Raw genomic sequence first — 19,140 nt, 5'->3', positions numbered from 1 at the left:
AGGGGCTTGTTTATTTCGAGTCGGATTATCGTCAAGGTAGCGAGCTAGATAAAGCAACAGCGTGGTTGGATGCTAAAGGATTAAAGTATTACTATACAAAAGAATAATTTTGTAAACAAAAAGAGCCGTCAGTTTTGATGGCTCTTTTTTTATTTCTATGTAATTAAAATTTACTTTTTGATAATGCTTTTAATATTGGAGTAATGATTTTACTGATTATACGAAATACGTTAAAAATAGAACGAATTACCTTCATATTAGTTTTCCCCTTATTATTTCCACTCTATTAGAGTGTTTTTATTACAGCTATGACATTTAAAATTTCCAATCCCTTTTTTTACTGTCTGTTTTCTATTGCAGTTGGGACAATCTACACGTTGAAAACCCAAAGAACCAACAATGAAAGGTAACCCAAAGATAATTAATGGTATCCCAGCAATTGCTCCAATTATGGTTAAACATAAGATAATTCCTATAACTAAAAAGAATGATCCTGTTAAAAATGATAATGTTCTTGCTACAATCCCCTTTTTTGAAGCCTTCTTTTTCTCGACTTCAATAATATAAGAATTACCATCCGCAGTTGTTCGCAATTCCATAAAAACGCCCCCTTGAATTAAGTAAATCATACCAATTAATGTAACATTTTAGAAGTTTTATTTCTTATCACTGTACGTGCATATTTTTTTAATCCTCTTCAAACCAAATGTCCTCTATATGTAATTCGAGCACTTTGGAAATACGATATGCAACAGGTAATGTAGGCGTAGCTCCTTTAATTAAGTTTGTCATAGTTGAATTTGAAATTGATGCTTTTTTTGCAATGAAGCTATACTTGAAACCTTTGCTATCTAAAATTTCTTTTAAACGACTTCGCATAATATTTCATCCCCCTAACAAAAAAGTACTAGGTCTTTCTTTTATTTTTTCGCTTGGACAGGCAAAATCCTTCTTTCTAGTTCATATACCTATATCAAGACCACGAGGAATACCAAGTGGAACTAAGGACATCAAGAGAGGAGAGGGTTACATGCGTTGGCAGTATAATCACCTGAACACAACTTCATATCTTCATCCGTCAAAGGAATTGCGCTTGATGTACAATGAATCCAGATCACGAGCGGAGACGGAATCAATTTTAAATCACATGAAAAATCATGAAGTTTATGATCGAAAAGAATATAAAGGATATTTCAGTTTGTCACAGGTATTAGAAGAAGATCTATATGGAGAGGAAGAAGATGTTTTAAATTGGGAAATTCTAATGGATTGTTATGATGTCGTCCTAACGAGAAAAGGTATTGCCTTTCGTGAAAAGGAAGAGGAGGAATAAACATGACTCTTGCAGGAGAAGCGGTAATTATTTGGACAGCAACAGGTTTGTCAGTAGTTGCAATGAAGGTAGCGGAAAAAATGGGGAAGAGTGTTCCACATTGGCTTCCACGTATTACTTTGTACACAACGCTCACAGGCTCGTTCTTATACCTTCTACGTTATGTTCTAGTTATGTTTCTATAAAGGCATGCAATATGGAATGGTGGGACAATAGAGAAGGCATAAGACAAGGCTTGTCCCGTCATATTCCAAAAGAGTGCAATGATATCCTTATAGGATATGTAAGGAGGAAATGTTTATGCTGGAGTTACTACTGGTTCCCACGGCAGCACTAACTTATGCACTAGTAAGTGAAAAGTTCAAACGAAAAGATGATGACAAAAAGAAGATTCAAGTCTTTTTTGAGGTGAGTGGGATTGCTATTAAAAGGGACGATAAGTTGCATTATCCTACGTTTCAAAAACAAATTGATGATGATCGCAGCACAACATATATTTACACTTTACCTGTAGGTATGCCTAGCAAAATTATTCAAAAGGTTGAGGACGTTGTGAGTGAGGGATTAAACAAACCTGTTCGGATCCATTACGATAATTATAAATTAAGTATTCGAGTATTTCATAAAGACATACCTAATAAGTGGGAATGGTCCAAAACATTAGTTGAACAAGGGAAATGGCTTGTACCTATAGGGCAAAGCTTAGAAGAGTTAATTTATCATGATTTCGATAAAACACCACACATGACTTTAGGCGGTTTGACACGTATGGGAAAAACCGTATTTTTAAAGAATGTAATGACATCTCTTATTACAGCACAATCAGACCATACGCATTTATACATTGTTGATTTAAAAGGCGGATTAGAATTCGGGCCATATCAAAATTTAAAGCAAGTTGAATCTATAGCGGAAAAGCCGATTCAAGCATTTCAAGTTTTAAATGCAATTCTTGGAAAGATGGAAGAAAAAATGTGTTATATGAAGGAAAGGCACTATACAAACGTTGTAGAAACAAATATAAAAGAACGACATTTCGTTATAGTTGATGAAGGTGCTGAACTTTGTCCTGATAAAAGTATGAGTAAAGAGCAGCAAAAGTTATTAATTGCTTGTCAGAGAATGCTTTCTTATATAGCGAGGATTGGTGGAGCGCTCGGTTTTAGATTGATTTTTTGTACACAATATCCGACTGGAGATACATTACCGCGACAAGTTAAGCAAAATTCAGATGCGAAACTAGGATTTAGGTTGCCAACTCAAACAGCTTCAAGTGTTGTTATCGATGAACCAGGTTTAGAATCAATAAAAAGTATTCCTGGACGCGCTTTGTTTAAAACGGATAGGTTAACAGAAATTCAAGTGCCTTATATTTCTAATGAAATGATGTGGAATGTACTAAAACAATATGAGGTGGAGAAACATGAACATACAAACACACATCAAATTGAATCGTCAGATGATGATTCTGACCTCGATTAGAAAGCTGAAATTCGCTACACGTAGGCATTTAATGGCTATACATGATTTAGGTGGAATAAGAAATGCAAACCGTATATTAAAGGATTTGGGATCGTTTGTTAATAGTACAGTTTATAAAAAGGAATATGTATATTACTTAAATAAAAAAGGGCGTGCGCTATTCGATGATACAGAAAAAATAGTACCAACAATTCGATTAGCACATAGCCTTATGAGAAATGAAGCTTGGCTCTATCTGTTTTGTCCGGATGACTGGCAGATAGAAACACCTATACGTTATAAAATAGATGATAAAAAGAAGACAATTATTCCAGATGTGAAATTCCGAGATGAAGAAGGGATTTTAAATGCTGTTGAAATAGATCGCACTCAAATGATGCACATAAACAGTGAGAAAATGAATAGGTATAGTGAATTTACTTCTTATTATAAGGAGAAGTATAATGGTAAGGTGCCATTTGTTCATTTTTTTACATTGACGGAATATAGACAAAAAACTTTAGAGCAATTCGCAATGAAGAATGGAGTCTATGCGAAAGTGTATGTTGTCCCAGAATTTCAATGAAAAAGAGCTGAAAGAAATTCCAGCTCTTTTGCCCCCCTTTTTTGTATTGACGCCCCACCTTTGCCCCGCTTTTTAGAAAAGGATAGAAAATACCTGAAAAAGCTCGTAGATAAAAACCCTGATATAACAGGATGTTTGAAAGGGGAGAAAAACAAATAAAAGGGATGTATCTATATTTAGGGCAAATGCAGTTGGAGTTTCGTGAAGTATCATCTGGAGAACAGCTATCATTTGAAAATGGAGAAAGTATTTTACGATTCCGATCGCGTAATGGGAGTGAAGTATCGTATGAAAAAGAGAATAGTCGTCTTATAAGAAAGGTAAATAGGCGCGGGAGGGAAGTTGTTTTACAAAATATTGGAACAGTTTCTTACAAACTAACACCTCATGTACTCATTATAAATGTAAAAGATACTAGTGGGAAAATATATGAAGGTGTAGTTATGCGATATAGCGAAATAGGAATAAACGTATGAGAAAGCAAAATGGATTTACAATGCCTGGAACGATTATCTTTCTTATTTTATTAACTTCTTTTTTTATATACGAAACAAATATGTTGTTTACAGATAAAAATTTTTATATAGAAATAGAACAAAAGTTTTTATTGGATGAATTACTTAACCGATCTATTACAGATATAAAAAAAGATTTACAGCAAAAAGAAAAAGAAGGTACATTTTTCTTTCAGTATGAAAAGGGAGAAGCGAGTGGAAATTATGTCTTTGAAAATGATTTAATTCTCGTTACGTTGCAGTGCACACTCAAACAGGAAGCTTTCTATACGGTGAGTTTTCGGTATAGAAAAAAGGATGGAAAAATAGTGGATTGGATAGAAGGATAATATGTGAAATATATGGAGATAAACCAGGATTTTCTATTGTAAATTGAATTGATTTTTTAGAAGAAATGGATAAATATAATGATTAAAAGTTTAAATTTTCTCAAAAAAGAGAAAGGTAGAAAGAATATGATATATTCATGCTATCCAATCATTATTTTTAGGGAGAATAGGGAAATGACAAACAACAATCAAATAGGTGAAAATAAGGAACAAACTATTTTTGATCATAAAGGAAATACGATTATGACAGAAGATAGAGAAATACACATTATTTCAAAATTCGAAGAACCTCTTATTGTCGTATTAGCAAATGTACTAAGTGATGAAGAGTGTGGTGAATTGATTGAAATGTCTAAAAATAAAATGGAGCGTTCTAAAATTGGTTCATCACGTGATGTAAATGATATTCGAACAAGTAGCGGTGCATTTTTGGAAGACAATGAACTTACTTCAAAGATTGAAAAACGAATTTCATCTATCATGAATGTTCCTGCGTCGCATGGTGAAGGATTACACATTTTAAATTATGAAGTGGATCAACAATATAAAGCCCACTATGATTATTTTGCGGAACATAGTAGATCAGCTGCTAATAATCGTATTAGTACGCTTGTAATGTATTTAAATGATGTAGAAGAAGGCGGAGAAACGTACTTCCCGAAATTAAATCTTTCTGTACACCCTAGAAAGGGAATGGCAGTATACTTTGAGTATTTTTATCAAGATCAATCAATAAATGAGCTTACGTTACACGGAGGGGCACCTGTAACGAAAGGTGAGAAATGGATTGCAACGCAGTGGGTGAGAAGAGGTACTTATAAGTAAAAGCGAGTGTTACGTTTTGTTCTTCATAGTATAAGAACAAAACGTTTTTTTATTAAACAAAGTAGCATCTTTCGTTATAATAACAATTAATAAATGACGATTGAGAGGACAGAAAATGAAATCTATATACATAACCGGCTACATGGGAGCAGGGAAAACAACAATTGGAAAAGCGTTAAGTAAAGAACTTCATATGGATGTTATCGATACAGACCAAAAAATTGAAGAGAAGCAGGAGAAGGCAATTCGTGATATTTTTGCTGAAGAAGGCGAAATGGCTTTTCGGGAATATGAAAGTGAAATGTTACGTGCGCTACCAGTCCATAATGTCATTATTACAACTGGTGGGGGAATTATTGAACGAGCGGAAAATCGCAAGTGGATGAAAGAGAACGGAACTGTCGTGTATTTATATTGCGATCCGCATGTAATTGCAGAAAGGCTTCGTGAAGATACGACACGTCCACTATTTCAAAAGAAAGATATAGATGCATTTGTAAAGAAATTTGAATCACGCCGAGCTTATTATGAAGAGGCTCACATTCATATCGATACGACAAATAAGTCTGTAAAGCAAATTATGAATGAATTAAAGGAAAAGATTAATGTGTAAAAAAGTGGACATACTAATCAAGTAGAGGTGATGATAATATGTCTACTAATGATTATGTTCGCTTTGTGACGCAGCAGTTTGTGTCGTATATGGATGCTCCAAAAGAAGATCGAAAACAAAAGAAAGAACAACGCCGTGCTGAAAAAGAGCCATTTATGAATAAGTGGTTTGGTGTTATGCCGCTGAGTGCTGCTTTGTTTTACCGAAATGTAAAAAGTAAAAGAAAAAAATCAAGTTGAATTTTAGTCATATGTTTAGCAAACCAAAAATCCCCTAGTGTCGTATTACACTAGGGGATTTTTATTTACTGCACGGATTCTTGTTCTTCCGTAACGGCATGTATTTTATTGTTCACCCATACAAATCCTATTCCGATACAAATAGAAATGCCCCAGCCTACAGCGGTCATAATCGCTCTCATTTCACCATAGCCATCTACACCAAAAACAGAGATGAAATAAATTTTTAAGAAGCTTTTTAATATGAATTGTAGACCAAAAAAGAGCGTTAAATATTGCAATGCTGGATAGATACGACTATCACGATACAGTTCACGACTTTTATTACGGTCATGCCCTTGCAGCGCTGCAATATCCGCAGCGAAATATAACATGAGTGGTTTTTTTATGAAAATTGTACAGATGACGATAATACCGAGTACGATGTGATAATATGCATCATTCCACAACATTCGTTCAGCTGACCCAGATAATAAATCTACCGTTGTATTAGAAATGAGTGTAATTAAAATAAAGAACCCTGTCACGTTAAACTGTTTTTCTTTTTTAAAGGTATACAGTGTATAAATAATCCCCGGAACAGAGGAAAGTAACATCGCGTAATAAGGATCGATATAAGGTTTTGCAAATTTCCAAATGAGGAATGGGATTACGAGATAAAAGACAAGATCTAATATAGCTTTTTTATTTTGATTCATACAAAGCCTCCTTAAGTCATACATATATTTTATAATATAATTTCTGAAAATTGTATAAGGGTTTAATGGGAAAAGAAAAAATATATCAATTTTCGAGGGGTTAGTAGATTGAAAAAAATTGCCCCTAGCGTAGTAAGTTTTTTTAGTATATAATAAAGGAAACGCTTTCATTTTTAATTTGTTCACAAAATGGACGGAAAATCACATATTTACTATCGATATGTTGCTTTATAATGAAACTAATTAAATATACATGCATACAATATTGTGAAATAAATAACATAAATAATCTATATAAATGTAAACGTTATCAAAAGAGAGAGGTGGAGACAATGAGTAAATTTTTCTTCAATCATAATCCAGCAACAGTAGAGGATGGAAGGCTTGTTAAATATGCTGAAATTATTTATGGAGAAGGTGGCCGTTCTGTATTAGAAAATTTAATGGTGAAGGCATCTATCAGATTGCGTGATCGTTATCCGAATAAATCTGACGAGCAGATCTCGAACCTAGTAAATAAAGGCATCCATGATATGTTTCAAAAATATGTGAGCGAGTAAGAGTGGCCAATGGCTGCTCTTATTTTTTTGTATAAGGATTGTCACTCTAGCTGAAAATAAACATGTATTCTGAAAAACGTAAAAAGGAGTGGGAAAGATGAGCAATGGAATTGGACGTTCGAAAGAAAATCTTCCAACTGATGCAAATCATGTGAGCGCGAAGGATCGTGCGTATCAAAAACGCATGGCAAAGCAAAAACAACAAGAGCGTAATGAGGATAGAGAGTAACTCGAAATAAAGCTCCTTCTAAAGCAGAAGGAGCTTTATTTTGATAGAAAATGATTCGCGGTAACATAAAAGAGTCCACCGTTAATAATTTGCACTGTAATACGTGGTTCATACTGTTCTTGCAGAGCTTGTTTTTCAATTTCATAGCTTTCAGGAAGTTCGTCACTTTCTTCATAAAAACGGTTTAAAAGGTCTAAATCATGATTCCAACGCACTCTTGCTTCTTTTGCCCACGTATGGTCATCTTCTGCAATTATATTTTTTAAAGCGTCTTCTATGCGTTGTAAACCACTTTGAGGTTTAATGATGGGCGAGAGCGTAAAACAAAAATCAGGTATTTTTGGTGTAAGTTTAATGTTTGTTAATGTTTCATGAAAGTTTGCCATCATTGTTCCAGAAATGAGATGAATACCAATCGAGTGAAGGATGTCTTTTTTTCGATCACATTGATAGGAAACTTTTATATTAATACCGAGCCAAGGGTGGAGCGGTGTATGTGTTGCTCCATTATGTCTTACATCCTCATATAAACGTATGTATGAGCCTAATTCTTTTGTCGTTTGGAAAATTTGATGTAGACGTGGTGAACCGTAGTGAATAAGCTCACCATCATTTTCTTCATTTTCTGGATTTGTAATAAGAGTAAGGCGCATCGGATTCGGTACGCCTCCTGTTTTCTCAAGATAGTGCCAATAAAAAGGGCGATTCATTAATAATTTATCCATCTCAATTGTTAACTGTACATCTAATAAATGAGGAGAACGTTCTAAAATTTCACAGTTATTCGCCTCAAAGAAATTGTATAAGTAATTATGAATTTCATGTTGCTGCATAGCCCTGCACCTCAGCTTCATTTCGTTTCGCAAAGTCGATAATAGATGTTAAGTTTTCCATCTTAATTCTAATTTCACCTTCGCTTTTTGATTGCGCGAAAATTTCTTGAATGTGCGCGTCGATGTTTTTCATATTAATTCTCGTTAAAATTTCATCGAGTTCACCGATAACACGCTCGAATAAGTTGATTTTTTCATATAACAGTTTCAGAATATGTTCTTCAACAGTATGCTTTGTAGCTAAGTTATAAATATGAACATCATTCTTTTGACCGAGACGATGAATACGCCCGATTCTTTGTTCAAGACGCATTGGATTCCATGGCAAATCATAATTGATCATATGGCTACAAAACTGTAAGTTAATCCCTTCACCACCAGCTTCAGTTGCAATTAATACTTGTGCGTGGTTTTGGAAAAGCTCCTTCATCCAATCTTTCTTCCCGCGTTTAAACCCGCCGCGGAATGGAACGGAAGAAATACCGTGTTGTTGTAAAAACCATTGTAAGTACATTTGTGACGCTCGATATTCTGTGAAGATAACGACTTTATCGTCAATTTCTTTTATAAGCTCAAGAGCTTTATTTGCTTTTGAGTTGAAAGGAATATGATTAATTTTGTCCATTAGCACATCGATATGTGGATCTTTTATATAATGTTCGTTTTCTTTCTGTCTTTTTTCTACATGCTTTTTCAATGAATAGTAAACAGCCTCACGACTACTACATGCTTCCCGTTTTAAAGTTAACGATGAGAAAGCAGATGTGAAGGCGTCTTGTCCTCGCCAATTTTCGATATCATTATATAGAGCTTGTTCTTGTTCATTAAACTCAACAAAAATTGTACGTACATGTCTCTTCGGCCAATCGATACCGGTATTATGTCGTCTATTTCGCACCATTACTTTATTAATGAGAGCTTTTAAGTCTTCATCTGATTCGGCTGAGCGATTTTTGGAAGCGTAATATTCTTCAAAGTTGGATTGATTGCCTAAATGTCCTGGTTTTAATAAAGAAACAAGGTTAAAAATTTCATCAATCTTATTTTGAACAGGAGTAGCGGTTAGTAATAAACAAAATTTCTTTTTTAATCGCTGTGCAAATTCATAGTTTTTTGTTTTATTATTTTTAAGTTTATGTGCTTCATCGATAATAATAAGGTCATATTCTAAGTTCAAAACGATATCACGATGCGGTGAACGTTTTGCAGTATCAATTGAGGAGACAATCACATCGGCTTGTTCCCATGAATAGCTTTTCTTTTGGGCTACAGCTGGAATGAAAAACTTTGTATTCAGTTCGTATGCCCATTGTGATACGAGAGAAGCTGGGACAAGTATAAGTACCTTTTTCACGAGCCCGCGGACCATGTATTCTTTCAAAATAAGTCCAGCTTCGATTGTTTTTCCAAGGCCTACTTCATCTGCTAGAATCGCTTTACCGTTCATTTGTTCAATCACATTTTGAGCGACTTCTAATTGATGCGGAAGCGGTGTGAAATGGGATAAATGTTTCGGTGCTTGTAGTCCATCAAAAGTAGGAACAAGTAACGATTTTTCTGTTTCATAAGCTAAGTGATATAAATCCCAGTTTGTCCAAGGACCATCTTCGTCAATTCTATTTAAAAAATTGTTTTGCCATGTCCGATCTACGGAAATATCGACATTCATTACAACTCTCCCACCTTTTATAAACTAAAGTAATTATTTTTTAATGTATGATGATTTGCCTTAAAAGAAGGCATAATTATCGTTATTAAAGGCTATATAATAGACAATAATAAAGTATTAAATCTCAAAAGCTGTATTTATTGTGTTTTAACATAAAAAATTCTAAATTATTTTTTATGCTAGAATATTGATGAAATATAGCGAATGATGTTAGGATAATGGTGTGAAATGTGTGGAATCTTTCGTATTTTATCCAAGAAAGTGATTTTTTATTTACGCTTTCATAAAAAAATATAATGAGATTCCGTATATCCTATCTTTTCAGAATGAAAATGTTTAGAAAAGGGAAGCAACTTTTATTGATTTGTCAAAGCATAAGGGGGAGAGAGCATGATTACATTACAACGTACACCGTTATTTGATGTATACGCGAAGTATGGTGGGAAAACAATCGACTTCGGTGGTTGGGAATTACCAGTTCAATTTTCAAGCATTAAAGAAGAACACGAAGCTGTACGTACAGCTGCAGGTTTGTTCGATGTGTCTCATATGGGAGAAGTTGAAGTAAAAGGTGTAGATAGTTTAGCATTTTTACAACGTGTTGTTACAAATGACGTATCTACCTTAAAGGTAGGGGGCGCACAATATACAGCTATGTGCTACGAAAATGGTGGTACAGTAGATGATTTATTAATCTACAAACGTGGTGAAGAAGACTATTTATTAGTAATCAATGCATCAAATATCGAGAAAGATTACGAATGGTTAGCAAGTCATGTAATTGGCGATACGACAGTAGTCAATGTTTCTAGTGAAGTTGCACAGCTTGCAATTCAAGGACCAAAAGCAGAAGGCATTTTACAAAAAGTTGTGTCAGAAGATTTGAAAGAAATTAAGTTCTTTAAATTTAAAAACGATATTCTTGTAGACGGAATTCCAGCACTTGTATCTCGTACAGGTTACACAGGTGAAGATGGATTCGAAATTTACTGTAAGAGTGAAGATGCTGCAAAACTTTGGGAGAAACTTCTTGAAGTTGGAGCAGAAGAGGGCTTAAAAGCATGTGGTTTAGGTGCTCGTGATACACTTCGATTCGAAGCAACATTACCACTTTATGGACAAGAATTATCAAAAGATATTACACCGATTGAGGCTGGAATTGGCTTTGCGGTAAAAACAAATAAAGAAGCAGACTTCTTTGGAAAAGCAACGTTAAAAGAGCAAAAAGAAAACGGTGCGCCTCGTAAATTAGTCGGCATCGAAGTAATCGAACGTGGAATTCCTCGTACGCATTACCCTGTATTTATTGGTGAAGAAAAAATTGGGGAAGTAACGAGTGGTACACAATCTCCAACGTTAAAGAAAAGCATTGGTTTAGCACTAATTGATGTAAAATACGCAGCAGTTGATACAGAAGTAGAAATTGAAATTCGTAATAAACGCGTCAAAGCAGTAGTTGTTCCAACACCATTTTACAAACGTTCAAAGTAACGGGGAGAGGGGTAGATTTCATGTTGCATCGTTATCTTCCAATGACAGAAGAAGACAAAAAAGAAATGTTACAAACGATCGGCGTTCAAACGATCGATGAATTATTCTCTGATATTCCAGAGAGTGTTCGTTTTAAAGGGGATTTAAAAATTAAAGAAGCAAAATCAGAGCCAGAGCTTTTAAAAGAGCTATCTCAAATGGCTAGTAAAAATGCTAACTTAAAAGAATACGCTTCTTTCTTAGGAGCAGGTGTATACGATCATTATGCTCCAGTAATTGTAGATCATGTTATTTCTCGCTCAGAATTTTATACAGCTTACACACCATACCAACCGGAAATTTCACAAGGGGAATTACAAGCAATATTTGAATTCCAAACAATGATTTGTGAATTAACAGGAATGGATGTAGCAAACTCTTCTATGTATGACGGGGGTACAGCTTTAGCTGAAGCGGCAATGTTAGCAGCTGGCCATACTCGCAAAAAGAAAATTCTTGTATCTAGCGCGGTTCATCCAGAATCAAGAGCAGTACTTGAAACGTATGCAAAAGGTCAAAATCTTGAAGTTGTTGAAATTAATCATAAAGATGGTGTAACAGATTTAGACGTATTACAAAGTGAAGTAGATGATACAGTTGCTTGTGTAATCGTTCAATATCCAAACTTCTTCGGACAAGTTGAAAAATTAGCTGATATTGAAAAAATCGTTCATCAACAAAAATCATTATTTATCGTCTCTTCAAATCCATTATCATTAGGCGCATTAACACCACCAGGGAAATTTGGTGCTGATATTGTAATCGGTGATGCACAACCATTCGGTATTCCAACGCAGTTTGGTGGACCGTACTGTGGTTACTTTGCAACAACGAAAGCATTTATGCGTAAAATTCCAGGACGTCTTGTTGGACAAACTGTAGATTCAGATGGTAAACGTGGATTTGTATTAACGTTACAAGCACGTGAACAGCATATTCGTCGTGATAAAGCGACATCTAACATTTGTTCAAACCAAGCGTTAAATGCATTAGCAGCTTCTGTTGCAATGACGGCACTTGGCAAACAAGGTGTGAAAGAAATGGCACGTCAAAACATTTCTAAAGCACAGTATGCAAAACGTCAATTTGAAGCGAAAGGCTTCACAGTAACATTTGCTGGACCATTCTTCAATGAGTTTGTTGTAGATTGCAAACGTCCAGTGAAAGAAGTAAACGATGCATTATTACAAAAGAATATTATCGGTGGTTATGATCTAGGCCGTGATTATAAAGAGCATGAAAACCATATGCTTGTAGCAGTAACTGAGCTTCGTACAAAAGAGGAAATTGACACACTTGTAAACGAAATGGGGGCTATCCAATGAAGAACCAAGACCAAGCACTTATCTTTGAAGTGAGTAAAGAAGGACGCATAGGATATAGCTTACCCAAATTAGATGTAGAAGAAGTGAAACTAGAAGATGTGTTTGAGAGCGATTATATTCGAGTAGAAGATGCAGAGCTACCAGAAGTATCTGAACTTGATATTATGCGCCACTATACAGCACTTTCAAACCGTAACCACGGTGTTGATTCTGGATTCTATCCACTTGGATCTTGTACGATGAAATATAATCCGAAAATTAATGAGAGTGTAGCTCGTTTCGCAGGATTTGCAAATATTCATCCACTGCAAGATGAAAAGACAGTACAAGGTGCAATGGAATTAATGTACGACTTACAAGAGCATTTAATTGAAATTACAGGTATGGATACTGTTACTTTACAACCAGCAGCTGGTGCACATGGAGAATGGACAGGTTTAATGTTAATTCGTGCATACCATGAAGCGAATGGTGACTTTAACCGTACGAAAGTAATTGTGCCTGACTCTGCTCACGGAACGAACCCAGCATCTGCAACTGTAGCTGGTTTTGAAACAATTACAGTAAAATCAAATGAAAATGGCCTTGTTGACTTAGAAGACTTAAAACGTGTTGTAAACGAAGAAACAGCAGCACTTATGTTAACAAATCCTAATACATTAGGGCTATTCGAAGAAAATATTTTAGAAATGGCAGAAATCGTCCATAATGCAGGCGGTAAATTATACTATGATGGTGCAAACTTAAATGCGGTATTAAGCCAAGCACGCCCAGGAGATATGGGATTTGACGTTGTGCATTTAAACCTTCATAAAACATTTACAGGTCCTCACGGCGGTGGTGGCCCAGGTTCTGGTCCAGTAGGTGTGAAAGCTGATTTAATTCCGTACTTACCAAAACCGATTTTAGAGAAAACGGAAAATGGTTATCACTTCAACTACGACCGTCCAGAAGCAATTGGTCGTGTGAAACCATTCTATGGTAACTTCGGAATTAACGTTCGTGCATACACGTATATTCGCTCTATGGGTCCAGATGGCTTGCGTGCAGTAACGGAGTATGCTGTATTAAATGCGAACTATATGATGAGAAGATTAGCGCCATTCTACGATCTTCCATTCGATAGACATTGTAAGCATGAATTTGTATTATCAGGTCGTCGTCAAAAGAAACTTGGTGTACGTACATTAGATATCGCAAAACGCCTGCTTGATTTCGGTTACCATCCACCAACAATTTACTTCCCATTAAATGTGGAAGAATGTATTATGATTGAGCCGACAGAAACAGAATCAAAAGAAACATTAGATGGTTTCATTGATAAGATGATTCAAATCGCTAAAGAAGTAGAAGAAAATCCAGAAGTTGTACAAGAAGCACCGCATACGACAGTCATTAAACGTTTAGACGAAACGATGGCTGCACGTAAACCAGTTTTACGTTATGCGAAGCCAGCTCCTGTACAAGTTTGATTAAAATAACAAAGGAAGAACTCGCTGAGGCGGGTTCTTTTTTTGTATGGATAATTTGTCCCGCATTAACGGACAGTAAACTCCCAACTCAAAACTTAGCTGGTGCAAAGAAGCCAGGTGGGAGATAAACTGTCCGTAAATGCCCGATTGGTTCAACTAATAATCAGTGGGGATGAACAAAAATCCCCACTGCATAAAGTTTCACTTTATGCAGAAATAGTGAAGAAAATGTTAAAAAAATATGTTTTTTGTTTCCTAATGGTGTAAAGGTGTAGTTTTATAGGTAGTTTTGTTGAAAAAGTCGGTTTGATAAAAGTATTTATTTTTGTTAGAATTTTATTGAAATTAAGAAGATGTGATGAGGCAAAGATTACTCATTTTTATGTATATGTGAAAAAACGAACAAGACGGGGGTGAAAGTGTGGGATATCGATGTTATAGAATGGTATACCATTTAGAAAATGGAGAAACAATTAAAGATGTAAAAGAATTTTGCTATCGAGACCAAGGGAAAGTATTAGAAAGAGTAGCAAATCGTGTAATGGATAATAGAGAAGTGACGGCGATTGATAAACAAGGAACAATCATTTCAATAGCATGTGAGGACATTGTAAAGGTAGAACTTGATTACATAACAGAAAGTTAACCTTGAGTCATATCGAATTATTCGATAAAATAAACTGTTGAATGGTGAAGTGAGAAGAGAGAAGAGAGGAGTTTATCATGGGTAGTACAAGACACTTTTATATGTTTATCTTAGCGTTTGTTCTTGTTGTGGCATTAACGATTTACTTAATTGTTGACAGCAGCTGGTACAATACAGTTCATCCGGCGTTCCTTCTGTTTATGTATATAGGAATTGCAGTAGTAAGTTTCGGAATGAGAGACGAGATGTTAGATCGCTTTGAAAAGTGATACATATACGAAAGACCAACAGGAAAATGTTGGTCTTTTTTTCTTGCCAAAAATAGGATGCTGTGTATATACTGTATATATAAGGTATACACAGTATATACACACACTGGAGGAAAACATGAATATTATTATTTCGAATTCTTCCCAAGACCCTATTTATGTGCAAATAAGAAAACAATTAAGCCAGCTTATTTTAAATGGCGGTTTAAAGGGTGGAGATCAATTACCGTCTATTCGTAGCTTAGCGAAGGAATTACAAATTAGTGTCATTACAACGAAGCGTGCATACGAGGAGCTTGAAAAAGAAGGATATATAGAAACTGTTGCTGGGAAGGGGACTTATGTTTCACGTAAAAATAATGAACTATTAAAAGAACAGCGGCTTCGCCTATTGGAAAGTAAAGCGGAAGAGATTGTGAATGAAAGTAAAGCGTTGCAGCTTTCACTTGAAGATTTACAGCAGATGATAGCGTGTTTATATGAGGGGGAATAAAGGGTGTTAGAGCTAAAAAATGTTTGTAAAAGTTATGAAGATTTTGCAGTGAAAAATATAAGTTTTACATTACCACGCGGATATATTATGGGATTTGTCGGACCGAATGGGGCCGGGAAAAGTACGACGATCAAAATTATTATGAATTTAATTAAAAAAGATAGCGGCGAAATAAAAATTTTTGGCAAGGACAATAAGAAAGCCGAAAAGGAAATAAAACAAAATATCGGCTTTGTATATGATGAAAATCATTATTACGAAGATTTAACGTGTGAACAAATGAAGCGTATTATTGCACCGTTATATAAAAAGTGGGATGAAGAGCAGTATCAATCGTATATGCATAGATTGCAAGTTCCAAAGTATAAAAAAATTAAAGAACTATCAAAAGGGATGAAAATGAAATTTGCGATTGCCATCGCACTTTCGCACCACGCAGAGTTTATTATTATGGATGAACCGACAGCAGGATTAGATCCAGTTGTTCGAAGTGAATTGCTTGATATGCTGCAAGAAATTGTAATGGAAGATGAAGTATCCGTATTATTCTCAACGCACATTACAACAGATTTAGAGCGCATTGCAGATTATGTTACGTTCATCAATGATGGAGAAATTATATTTACTAGTGAAAAAGAAGACTTAATGGAGAACTACGTAATCGTAAAAGGAAGTAATGATTTATTAGACCGAGAAGGAAAAGAACTATTTGTTGGATTACGAAAAAATAAATTTGGTTTCGAAGGTTTAGCGAAGGATAAACAAGGAATTATCGATTGGTTTGGAAATGAGGTTGTACTAGAAAAGCCTACATTAGATGACATTATCGTTTACACTGCGAAAGGGAGAGGTGCCTATGCGTCAGCTTGTATATAAAGATTTGTTCTTTTTTCGGGTAATGTGGTTAGTGAATTTTGTTATGCCTCTTTTGTTTTTTATGTTAGAGCCAAGTGGTGAATTTTTATTTCCGATGAGTTGTCTATTTATAACCCTCTCCTCCGTTATGACGTTAACCTTTATGGATGAAAGAAATAAAAGTGACATTATTATAAATAGTTTACCAGTAAGTCGGAAGGATATCATTATTGCTAGATATATTTCCTGTGCAATATTTATTGTCGGTGCCATGGTTTCAACTATGATAATTGTATTCCTTTTAAGAGGTATTGCTGTTATTGATGATATTGGTGTATACCATCCTAATTTTTATATTGAAATTCCATGGTATGTAGTGGTAAGTGGAGTGATTTATTCTGTAGTATTTGTGGCGACATTTTTTCCTAGTTATTATGGTACAAAATCAAAGGGCATGAGAAGTATAGTATCAGCGGCAGCAATGGGGATTGGTGTACTTCTTTGGATATTTATTAGTGATGGGCTGAATGAAACAACATCTTCATTCAGTGAGTGGATTATGAATCCAGTACATATTGGTGTATTTACGGTTGGAGGAATGATATTAGCTAGTGCCTATATCGCTTCTATGTTTCTTACAATTAAAATTTATGAAACGCGTGATTTATAGAGAGGAGAATTCATATGCAACAGTTGATTTTGAAGGAGTTTTTTTTACAGAAGAAGATGTTTCCTTTCTATTTTTTAATCCCTATTTTATCTATTTTTAAGAATTCCGTCGAACCAATGGGGATTGCAATAGGAGTATTTATAACATGTAGTACGATTATATATATTTCTTTTTATTATGACGAGAAAAGTAAAGCAGAAAAAGTGTTAGTGAGTTTGCCTATAACGAGAAAAGAGATAATTATAGCTAAATATATTTCAAGCACATTATTTATTATGGCTGGTTTGAGTGTAACTTTTATAGTCGTAATATTAGGAAATATTTTATTGAACAGAGATATAGTTATGCCTGGGTATGCAATATTTTCAGCAATAGTAGCAACTTTGATTTATTGTGCAGTAACGATACCGACTAATTACATTGGGGGATATAAAGTTATTACTGTCTTGAATTTGATTATGCTTTTTCCTTTAATGGGTATGATTGGTCTTATGTGCAATATTTTTGGTGATAAAACAATTATGTTAAAAGTACTTCACTCTCAAGAGGCTACACCAGCAATGGGTGTTCTTAGTATTGGAGTATTAGTGAGTATATTCATATCAATGTTCCTCTCAATGAAAATGTTTCAGCAGGCAGAGTTATAGAAGGGACATTTTCATATTAGGAGGTGCAATACATGATCAAGCAACTAATTTTAAAAGATTTCATTATTCAATGGAAATTTTTAATTTGGTACATACTGTATCCTGTTTTCTTTTATATGGCCTTAACAGATACGGAAAATCTGTTCATAATTATGTCAGTAATTATTACAGTTGGGGCAACAGTAAAAACATTTGAAGCAGATAGTAAAAATGAGAGTGAAGTTATAGTAAATAGTTTACCAATATTGAAAAAACATATTGTATTTGCAAAATATATAGTAGCAATTATTATTCTTTTTATAAGTGTAATGGTCGGTTGTTTTACGATGGGAATGAAGAATGGGGTTAACCTATTTGAATTTATTGAAACGACAATGGTTGCTAGTATTAGCTTTATTTTAGTGTATTTAAGCTTTGTTTTACTGATATCGTTTTGGTTGGCCTATAAAAAAACTATTTTTATTGCGATTTTTATACTAATAGCACCTATGGCCGTTTCTTCTATTTTCTTTGGAATCAACCTAGAACAAATTCAACTATATAACAGCGTGTTATTCATTAGTTCAATATGCATGTTTATAATATCTATCTTCGTTTCAGTGAAATTGTATGAGAAGAGAGAATTTTAAAAGGTGCCCTATAAAAGGCACCTTCTTCAATAACGACAATAGGAAAGTAAAAGTTTATAAACAGAGAGGTTACTCGGTACAACATCTTTTGGAGTATGTAATATAAAGCTGAAAACGATAACGAGAATAAGAAATAGGAAAAATAAAAATAGAATTTGCTTATGTATAGAATTTTGCATATTATCCACTCCTTTTTTAGGTAGTATGTCCAAAAGAAAGGAGTATATGAAAAATGTTAGGAGGGGAGAATGATGAACAAAAGAAAATGGTTATATAGAATAGGAATATTTTTATTTTCAATCGGCCTCATATTAGCAAATGTTTACTCGGATATACCACTGTTATTTCCAAGTTTACATAAAGGGGTTGGTATAAGTATTGCCATAATTGGTCTGTTTTGTCTTATCACATGTAACTTCTACAGAAAGTCTGAATGAATATAAAAAAGGACAGTTATTCTTTTTCAGAAATACTGTCCTTTTTAAATAACTTATTCCATAGTTTGGCGATACTCCATATAATGACGATTGCAATGGAGGTGATAATGGACCAAACAATCGATATAATTTCAAGTGTCATGTTAGGAAGGAATGTGAGAATGGATAATACTGTATGAAACAATGATTCTATTATATGAAAACTTATTTGTAATAGAATGAGGATACCAAGTGTGATCCATGCTAATATTTTCTTTCCTTTTTCTTTCCACATGAC

At 34.5% G+C, this 19,140-nt stretch carries 29 protein-coding genes and 1 pseudogene; 23 read left to right on the top strand and 7 right to left on the bottom strand.

Annotated elements, in window-relative coordinates; all coding sequences use genetic code 11:
* The coding region (locus MR168_RS12980; RefSeq protein ID WP_282093715.1) for an N-acetylmuramoyl-L-alanine amidase C-terminal domain-containing protein at positions 1 to 107 on the top strand (107 nt) is incomplete at its 5' end.
* A 165-nt stretch (positions 108 to 272) separates the two neighbouring features.
* Here the strand turns inward: MR168_RS12980 and MR168_RS12975 are convergent.
* Positions 273 to 599 (bottom strand): DUF5362 family protein, encoded by a 327-nt coding sequence (locus MR168_RS12975; RefSeq protein ID WP_016098915.1) that lies wholly within the window; start codon positions 597 to 599, stop codon positions 273 to 275.
* An 88-nt stretch (positions 600 to 687) separates the two neighbouring features.
* The gene (locus MR168_RS12970; RefSeq protein WP_001257714.1) at positions 688 to 879 is read right to left on the bottom strand and encodes a helix-turn-helix transcriptional regulator; all 192 of its coding nucleotides are present in this window, start codon (positions 877 to 879) and stop codon (positions 688 to 690) included.
* A 151-nt stretch (positions 880 to 1,030) separates the two neighbouring features.
* Here MR168_RS12970 and MR168_RS12965 point away from each other — a divergent pair, with 151 nt between their 5' ends.
* The 9 genes and pseudogenes from MR168_RS12965 (at position 1,031) to MR168_RS12925 (ending at position 5,901) form a co-directional block, all read left to right on the top strand.
* Entirely contained in the window at positions 1,031 to 1,333 is a 303-nt protein-coding gene (locus MR168_RS12965) for a hypothetical protein (protein WP_016098914.1), read from the top strand.
* A 2-nt stretch (positions 1,334 to 1,335) separates the two neighbouring features.
* Positions 1,336 to 1,518, top strand: coding sequence for a hypothetical protein (locus MR168_RS12960; RefSeq protein ID WP_000170781.1), 183 nt, complete (start codon positions 1,336 to 1,338; stop codon positions 1,516 to 1,518).
* A 115-nt stretch (positions 1,519 to 1,633) separates the two neighbouring features.
* Complete coding sequence (locus tag MR168_RS12955; protein WP_242291340.1) at positions 1,634 to 2,815, top strand: FtsK/SpoIIIE domain-containing protein; 1,182 nt, start codon at positions 1,634 to 1,636, stop codon at positions 2,813 to 2,815.
* Positions 2,757 to 3,380, top strand: a complete 624-nt coding sequence (locus tag MR168_RS12950) for a replication-relaxation family protein (protein WP_242291339.1) — start codon at positions 2,757 to 2,759, stop codon at positions 3,378 to 3,380. Before MR168_RS12955 ends, MR168_RS12950 begins: the two co-directional genes overlap by 59 nt.
* A 149-nt stretch (positions 3,381 to 3,529) precedes the next feature.
* Positions 3,530 to 3,856, top strand: a pseudogene (locus tag MR168_RS12945) (competence type IV pilus minor pilin ComGF); the annotation flags it as partial.
* On the top strand, positions 3,853 to 4,224 hold the full coding sequence (gene comGG / locus MR168_RS12940; protein WP_001231318.1) for a competence type IV pilus minor pilin ComGG: 372 nt from the start codon (positions 3,853 to 3,855) through the stop codon (positions 4,222 to 4,224). The pseudogene MR168_RS12945 and the gene comGG, both read left to right, overlap by 4 nt.
* 174 nt (positions 4,225 to 4,398) lie before the next feature.
* On the top strand, positions 4,399 to 5,049 hold the full coding sequence (locus MR168_RS12935) for a 2OG-Fe(II) oxygenase (RefSeq protein ID WP_000183867.1): 651 nt from the start codon (positions 4,399 to 4,401) through the stop codon (positions 5,047 to 5,049).
* A 115-nt stretch (positions 5,050 to 5,164) separates the two neighbouring features.
* Positions 5,165 to 5,662 (top strand): shikimate kinase AroK, encoded by a 498-nt coding sequence (aroK, locus tag MR168_RS12930; protein WP_000836624.1) that lies wholly within the window; start codon positions 5,165 to 5,167, stop codon positions 5,660 to 5,662.
* A 38-nt stretch (positions 5,663 to 5,700) separates the two neighbouring features.
* Positions 5,701 to 5,901 carry a YqzE family protein gene (locus MR168_RS12925; protein WP_000106083.1) on the top strand — a complete coding sequence of 67 codons (201 nt, stop codon included), beginning with the start codon at positions 5,701 to 5,703 and terminating at the stop codon, positions 5,899 to 5,901.
* Positions 5,902 to 5,966: 65 nt separating this feature from the next.
* On the opposite strand, the gene MR168_RS12920 is transcribed toward MR168_RS12925, so the two are convergent.
* Positions 5,967 to 6,599: a VC0807 family protein gene (locus tag MR168_RS12920; RefSeq protein WP_086412121.1), complete on the bottom strand. Its 633-nt coding sequence runs from the start codon at positions 6,597 to 6,599 to the stop codon at positions 5,967 to 5,969.
* A gap of 142 nt (positions 6,600 to 6,741) precedes the next feature.
* Positions 6,742 to 6,858 carry a hypothetical protein gene (locus tag MR168_RS12915; RefSeq protein WP_001987222.1) on the bottom strand — a complete coding sequence of 39 codons (117 nt, stop codon included), beginning with the start codon at positions 6,856 to 6,858 and terminating at the stop codon, positions 6,742 to 6,744.
* A 73-nt stretch (positions 6,859 to 6,931) separates the two neighbouring features.
* Between MR168_RS12915 and MR168_RS12910 the strand changes: the two genes are divergently transcribed.
* Together MR168_RS12910 and MR168_RS33335 are read left to right on the top strand one after the other, a co-directional pair.
* The gene (locus tag MR168_RS12910) at positions 6,932 to 7,159 is read left to right on the top strand and encodes a hypothetical protein (protein ID WP_000032702.1); all 228 of its coding nucleotides are present in this window, start codon (positions 6,932 to 6,934) and stop codon (positions 7,157 to 7,159) included.
* Positions 7,160 to 7,256: 97 nt separating this feature from the next.
* The gene (locus MR168_RS33335; RefSeq protein WP_000064668.1) at positions 7,257 to 7,388 is read left to right on the top strand and encodes a hypothetical protein; all 132 of its coding nucleotides are present in this window, start codon (positions 7,257 to 7,259) and stop codon (positions 7,386 to 7,388) included.
* A 35-nt stretch (positions 7,389 to 7,423) separates the two neighbouring features.
* Here MR168_RS33335 and MR168_RS12905 read toward each other — a convergent pair whose 3' ends face one another.
* Together MR168_RS12905 and MR168_RS12900 are read right to left on the bottom strand one after the other, a co-directional pair.
* Positions 7,424 to 8,221, bottom strand: coding sequence for a YqhG family protein (locus tag MR168_RS12905; protein ID WP_001183964.1), 798 nt, complete (start codon positions 8,219 to 8,221; stop codon positions 7,424 to 7,426).
* The gene (locus MR168_RS12900; RefSeq protein WP_001100037.1) at positions 8,208 to 9,890 is read right to left on the bottom strand and encodes a DEAD/DEAH box helicase; all 1,683 of its coding nucleotides are present in this window, start codon (positions 9,888 to 9,890) and stop codon (positions 8,208 to 8,210) included. Before MR168_RS12900 ends, MR168_RS12905 begins: the two co-directional genes overlap by 14 nt.
* A gap of 390 nt (positions 9,891 to 10,280) precedes the next feature.
* Between MR168_RS12900 and gcvT the strand changes: the two genes are divergently transcribed.
* From gcvT to MR168_RS12845, 11 genes are all read left to right on the top strand, one after another.
* Entirely contained in the window at positions 10,281 to 11,381 is a 1,101-nt protein-coding gene (gene gcvT, locus MR168_RS12895) for a glycine cleavage system aminomethyltransferase GcvT (RefSeq protein ID WP_000631777.1), read from the top strand.
* A gap of 20 nt (positions 11,382 to 11,401) precedes the next feature.
* Complete coding sequence (gcvPA, locus tag MR168_RS12890; protein ID WP_086412122.1) at positions 11,402 to 12,745, top strand: aminomethyl-transferring glycine dehydrogenase subunit 1; 1,344 nt, start codon at positions 11,402 to 11,404, stop codon at positions 12,743 to 12,745.
* Complete coding sequence (gene gcvPB, locus MR168_RS12885; RefSeq protein WP_000795702.1) at positions 12,742 to 14,217, top strand: aminomethyl-transferring glycine dehydrogenase subunit 2; 1,476 nt, start codon at positions 12,742 to 12,744, stop codon at positions 14,215 to 14,217. The genes gcvPA and gcvPB overlap by 4 nt, the downstream gene beginning before the upstream one ends.
* Positions 14,218 to 14,659: 442 nt before the next feature.
* Positions 14,660 to 14,863: a DUF3929 family protein gene (locus tag MR168_RS12880; protein ID WP_000262496.1), complete on the top strand. Its 204-nt coding sequence runs from the start codon at positions 14,660 to 14,662 to the stop codon at positions 14,861 to 14,863.
* Positions 14,864 to 14,940: 77 nt separating this feature from the next.
* The gene (locus MR168_RS12875) at positions 14,941 to 15,132 is read left to right on the top strand and encodes a hypothetical protein (protein ID WP_000535933.1); all 192 of its coding nucleotides are present in this window, start codon (positions 14,941 to 14,943) and stop codon (positions 15,130 to 15,132) included.
* Positions 15,133 to 15,250: 118 nt separating this feature from the next.
* A complete protein-coding gene (locus MR168_RS12870) occupies positions 15,251 to 15,625 on the top strand; it encodes a GntR family transcriptional regulator (protein ID WP_001021351.1) in 375 nt (124 codons plus the stop codon).
* A gap of 3 nt (positions 15,626 to 15,628) precedes the next feature.
* The gene (locus MR168_RS12865; protein WP_086412123.1) at positions 15,629 to 16,501 is read left to right on the top strand and encodes an ABC transporter ATP-binding protein; all 873 of its coding nucleotides are present in this window, start codon (positions 15,629 to 15,631) and stop codon (positions 16,499 to 16,501) included.
* Positions 16,482 to 17,150: an ABC-2 transporter permease gene (locus tag MR168_RS12860; protein WP_001249566.1), complete on the top strand. Its 669-nt coding sequence runs from the start codon at positions 16,482 to 16,484 to the stop codon at positions 17,148 to 17,150. Before MR168_RS12865 ends, MR168_RS12860 begins: the two co-directional genes overlap by 20 nt.
* 14 nt (positions 17,151 to 17,164) lie before the next feature.
* Complete coding sequence (locus tag MR168_RS12855) at positions 17,165 to 17,797, top strand: ABC-2 transporter permease (RefSeq protein WP_033695607.1); 633 nt, start codon at positions 17,165 to 17,167, stop codon at positions 17,795 to 17,797.
* A gap of 32 nt (positions 17,798 to 17,829) precedes the next feature.
* Positions 17,830 to 18,426: an ABC-2 transporter permease gene (locus MR168_RS12850; protein ID WP_140159381.1), complete on the top strand. Its 597-nt coding sequence runs from the start codon at positions 17,830 to 17,832 to the stop codon at positions 18,424 to 18,426.
* 248 nt (positions 18,427 to 18,674) lie between these two features.
* Complete coding sequence (locus MR168_RS12845) at positions 18,675 to 18,863, top strand: hypothetical protein (RefSeq protein ID WP_016123326.1); 189 nt, start codon at positions 18,675 to 18,677, stop codon at positions 18,861 to 18,863.
* Positions 18,864 to 18,879: 16 nt separating this feature from the next.
* Here MR168_RS12845 and MR168_RS12840 read toward each other — a convergent pair whose 3' ends face one another.
* Complete coding sequence (locus MR168_RS12840; RefSeq protein WP_242291337.1) at positions 18,880 to 19,137, bottom strand: DUF3975 family protein; 258 nt, start codon at positions 19,135 to 19,137, stop codon at positions 18,880 to 18,882.
* Positions 19,138 to 19,140 lie beyond the last annotated feature (3 nt).

This window comes from Bacillus cereus group sp. BfR-BA-01356 (assembly GCF_022663635.1).
GTDB classification, from domain to species: Bacteria; Bacillota; Bacilli; order Bacillales; family Bacillaceae_G; genus Bacillus_A; species Bacillus_A cereus.
This window is presented reverse-complemented; position numbering and strand designations above follow the sequence as displayed.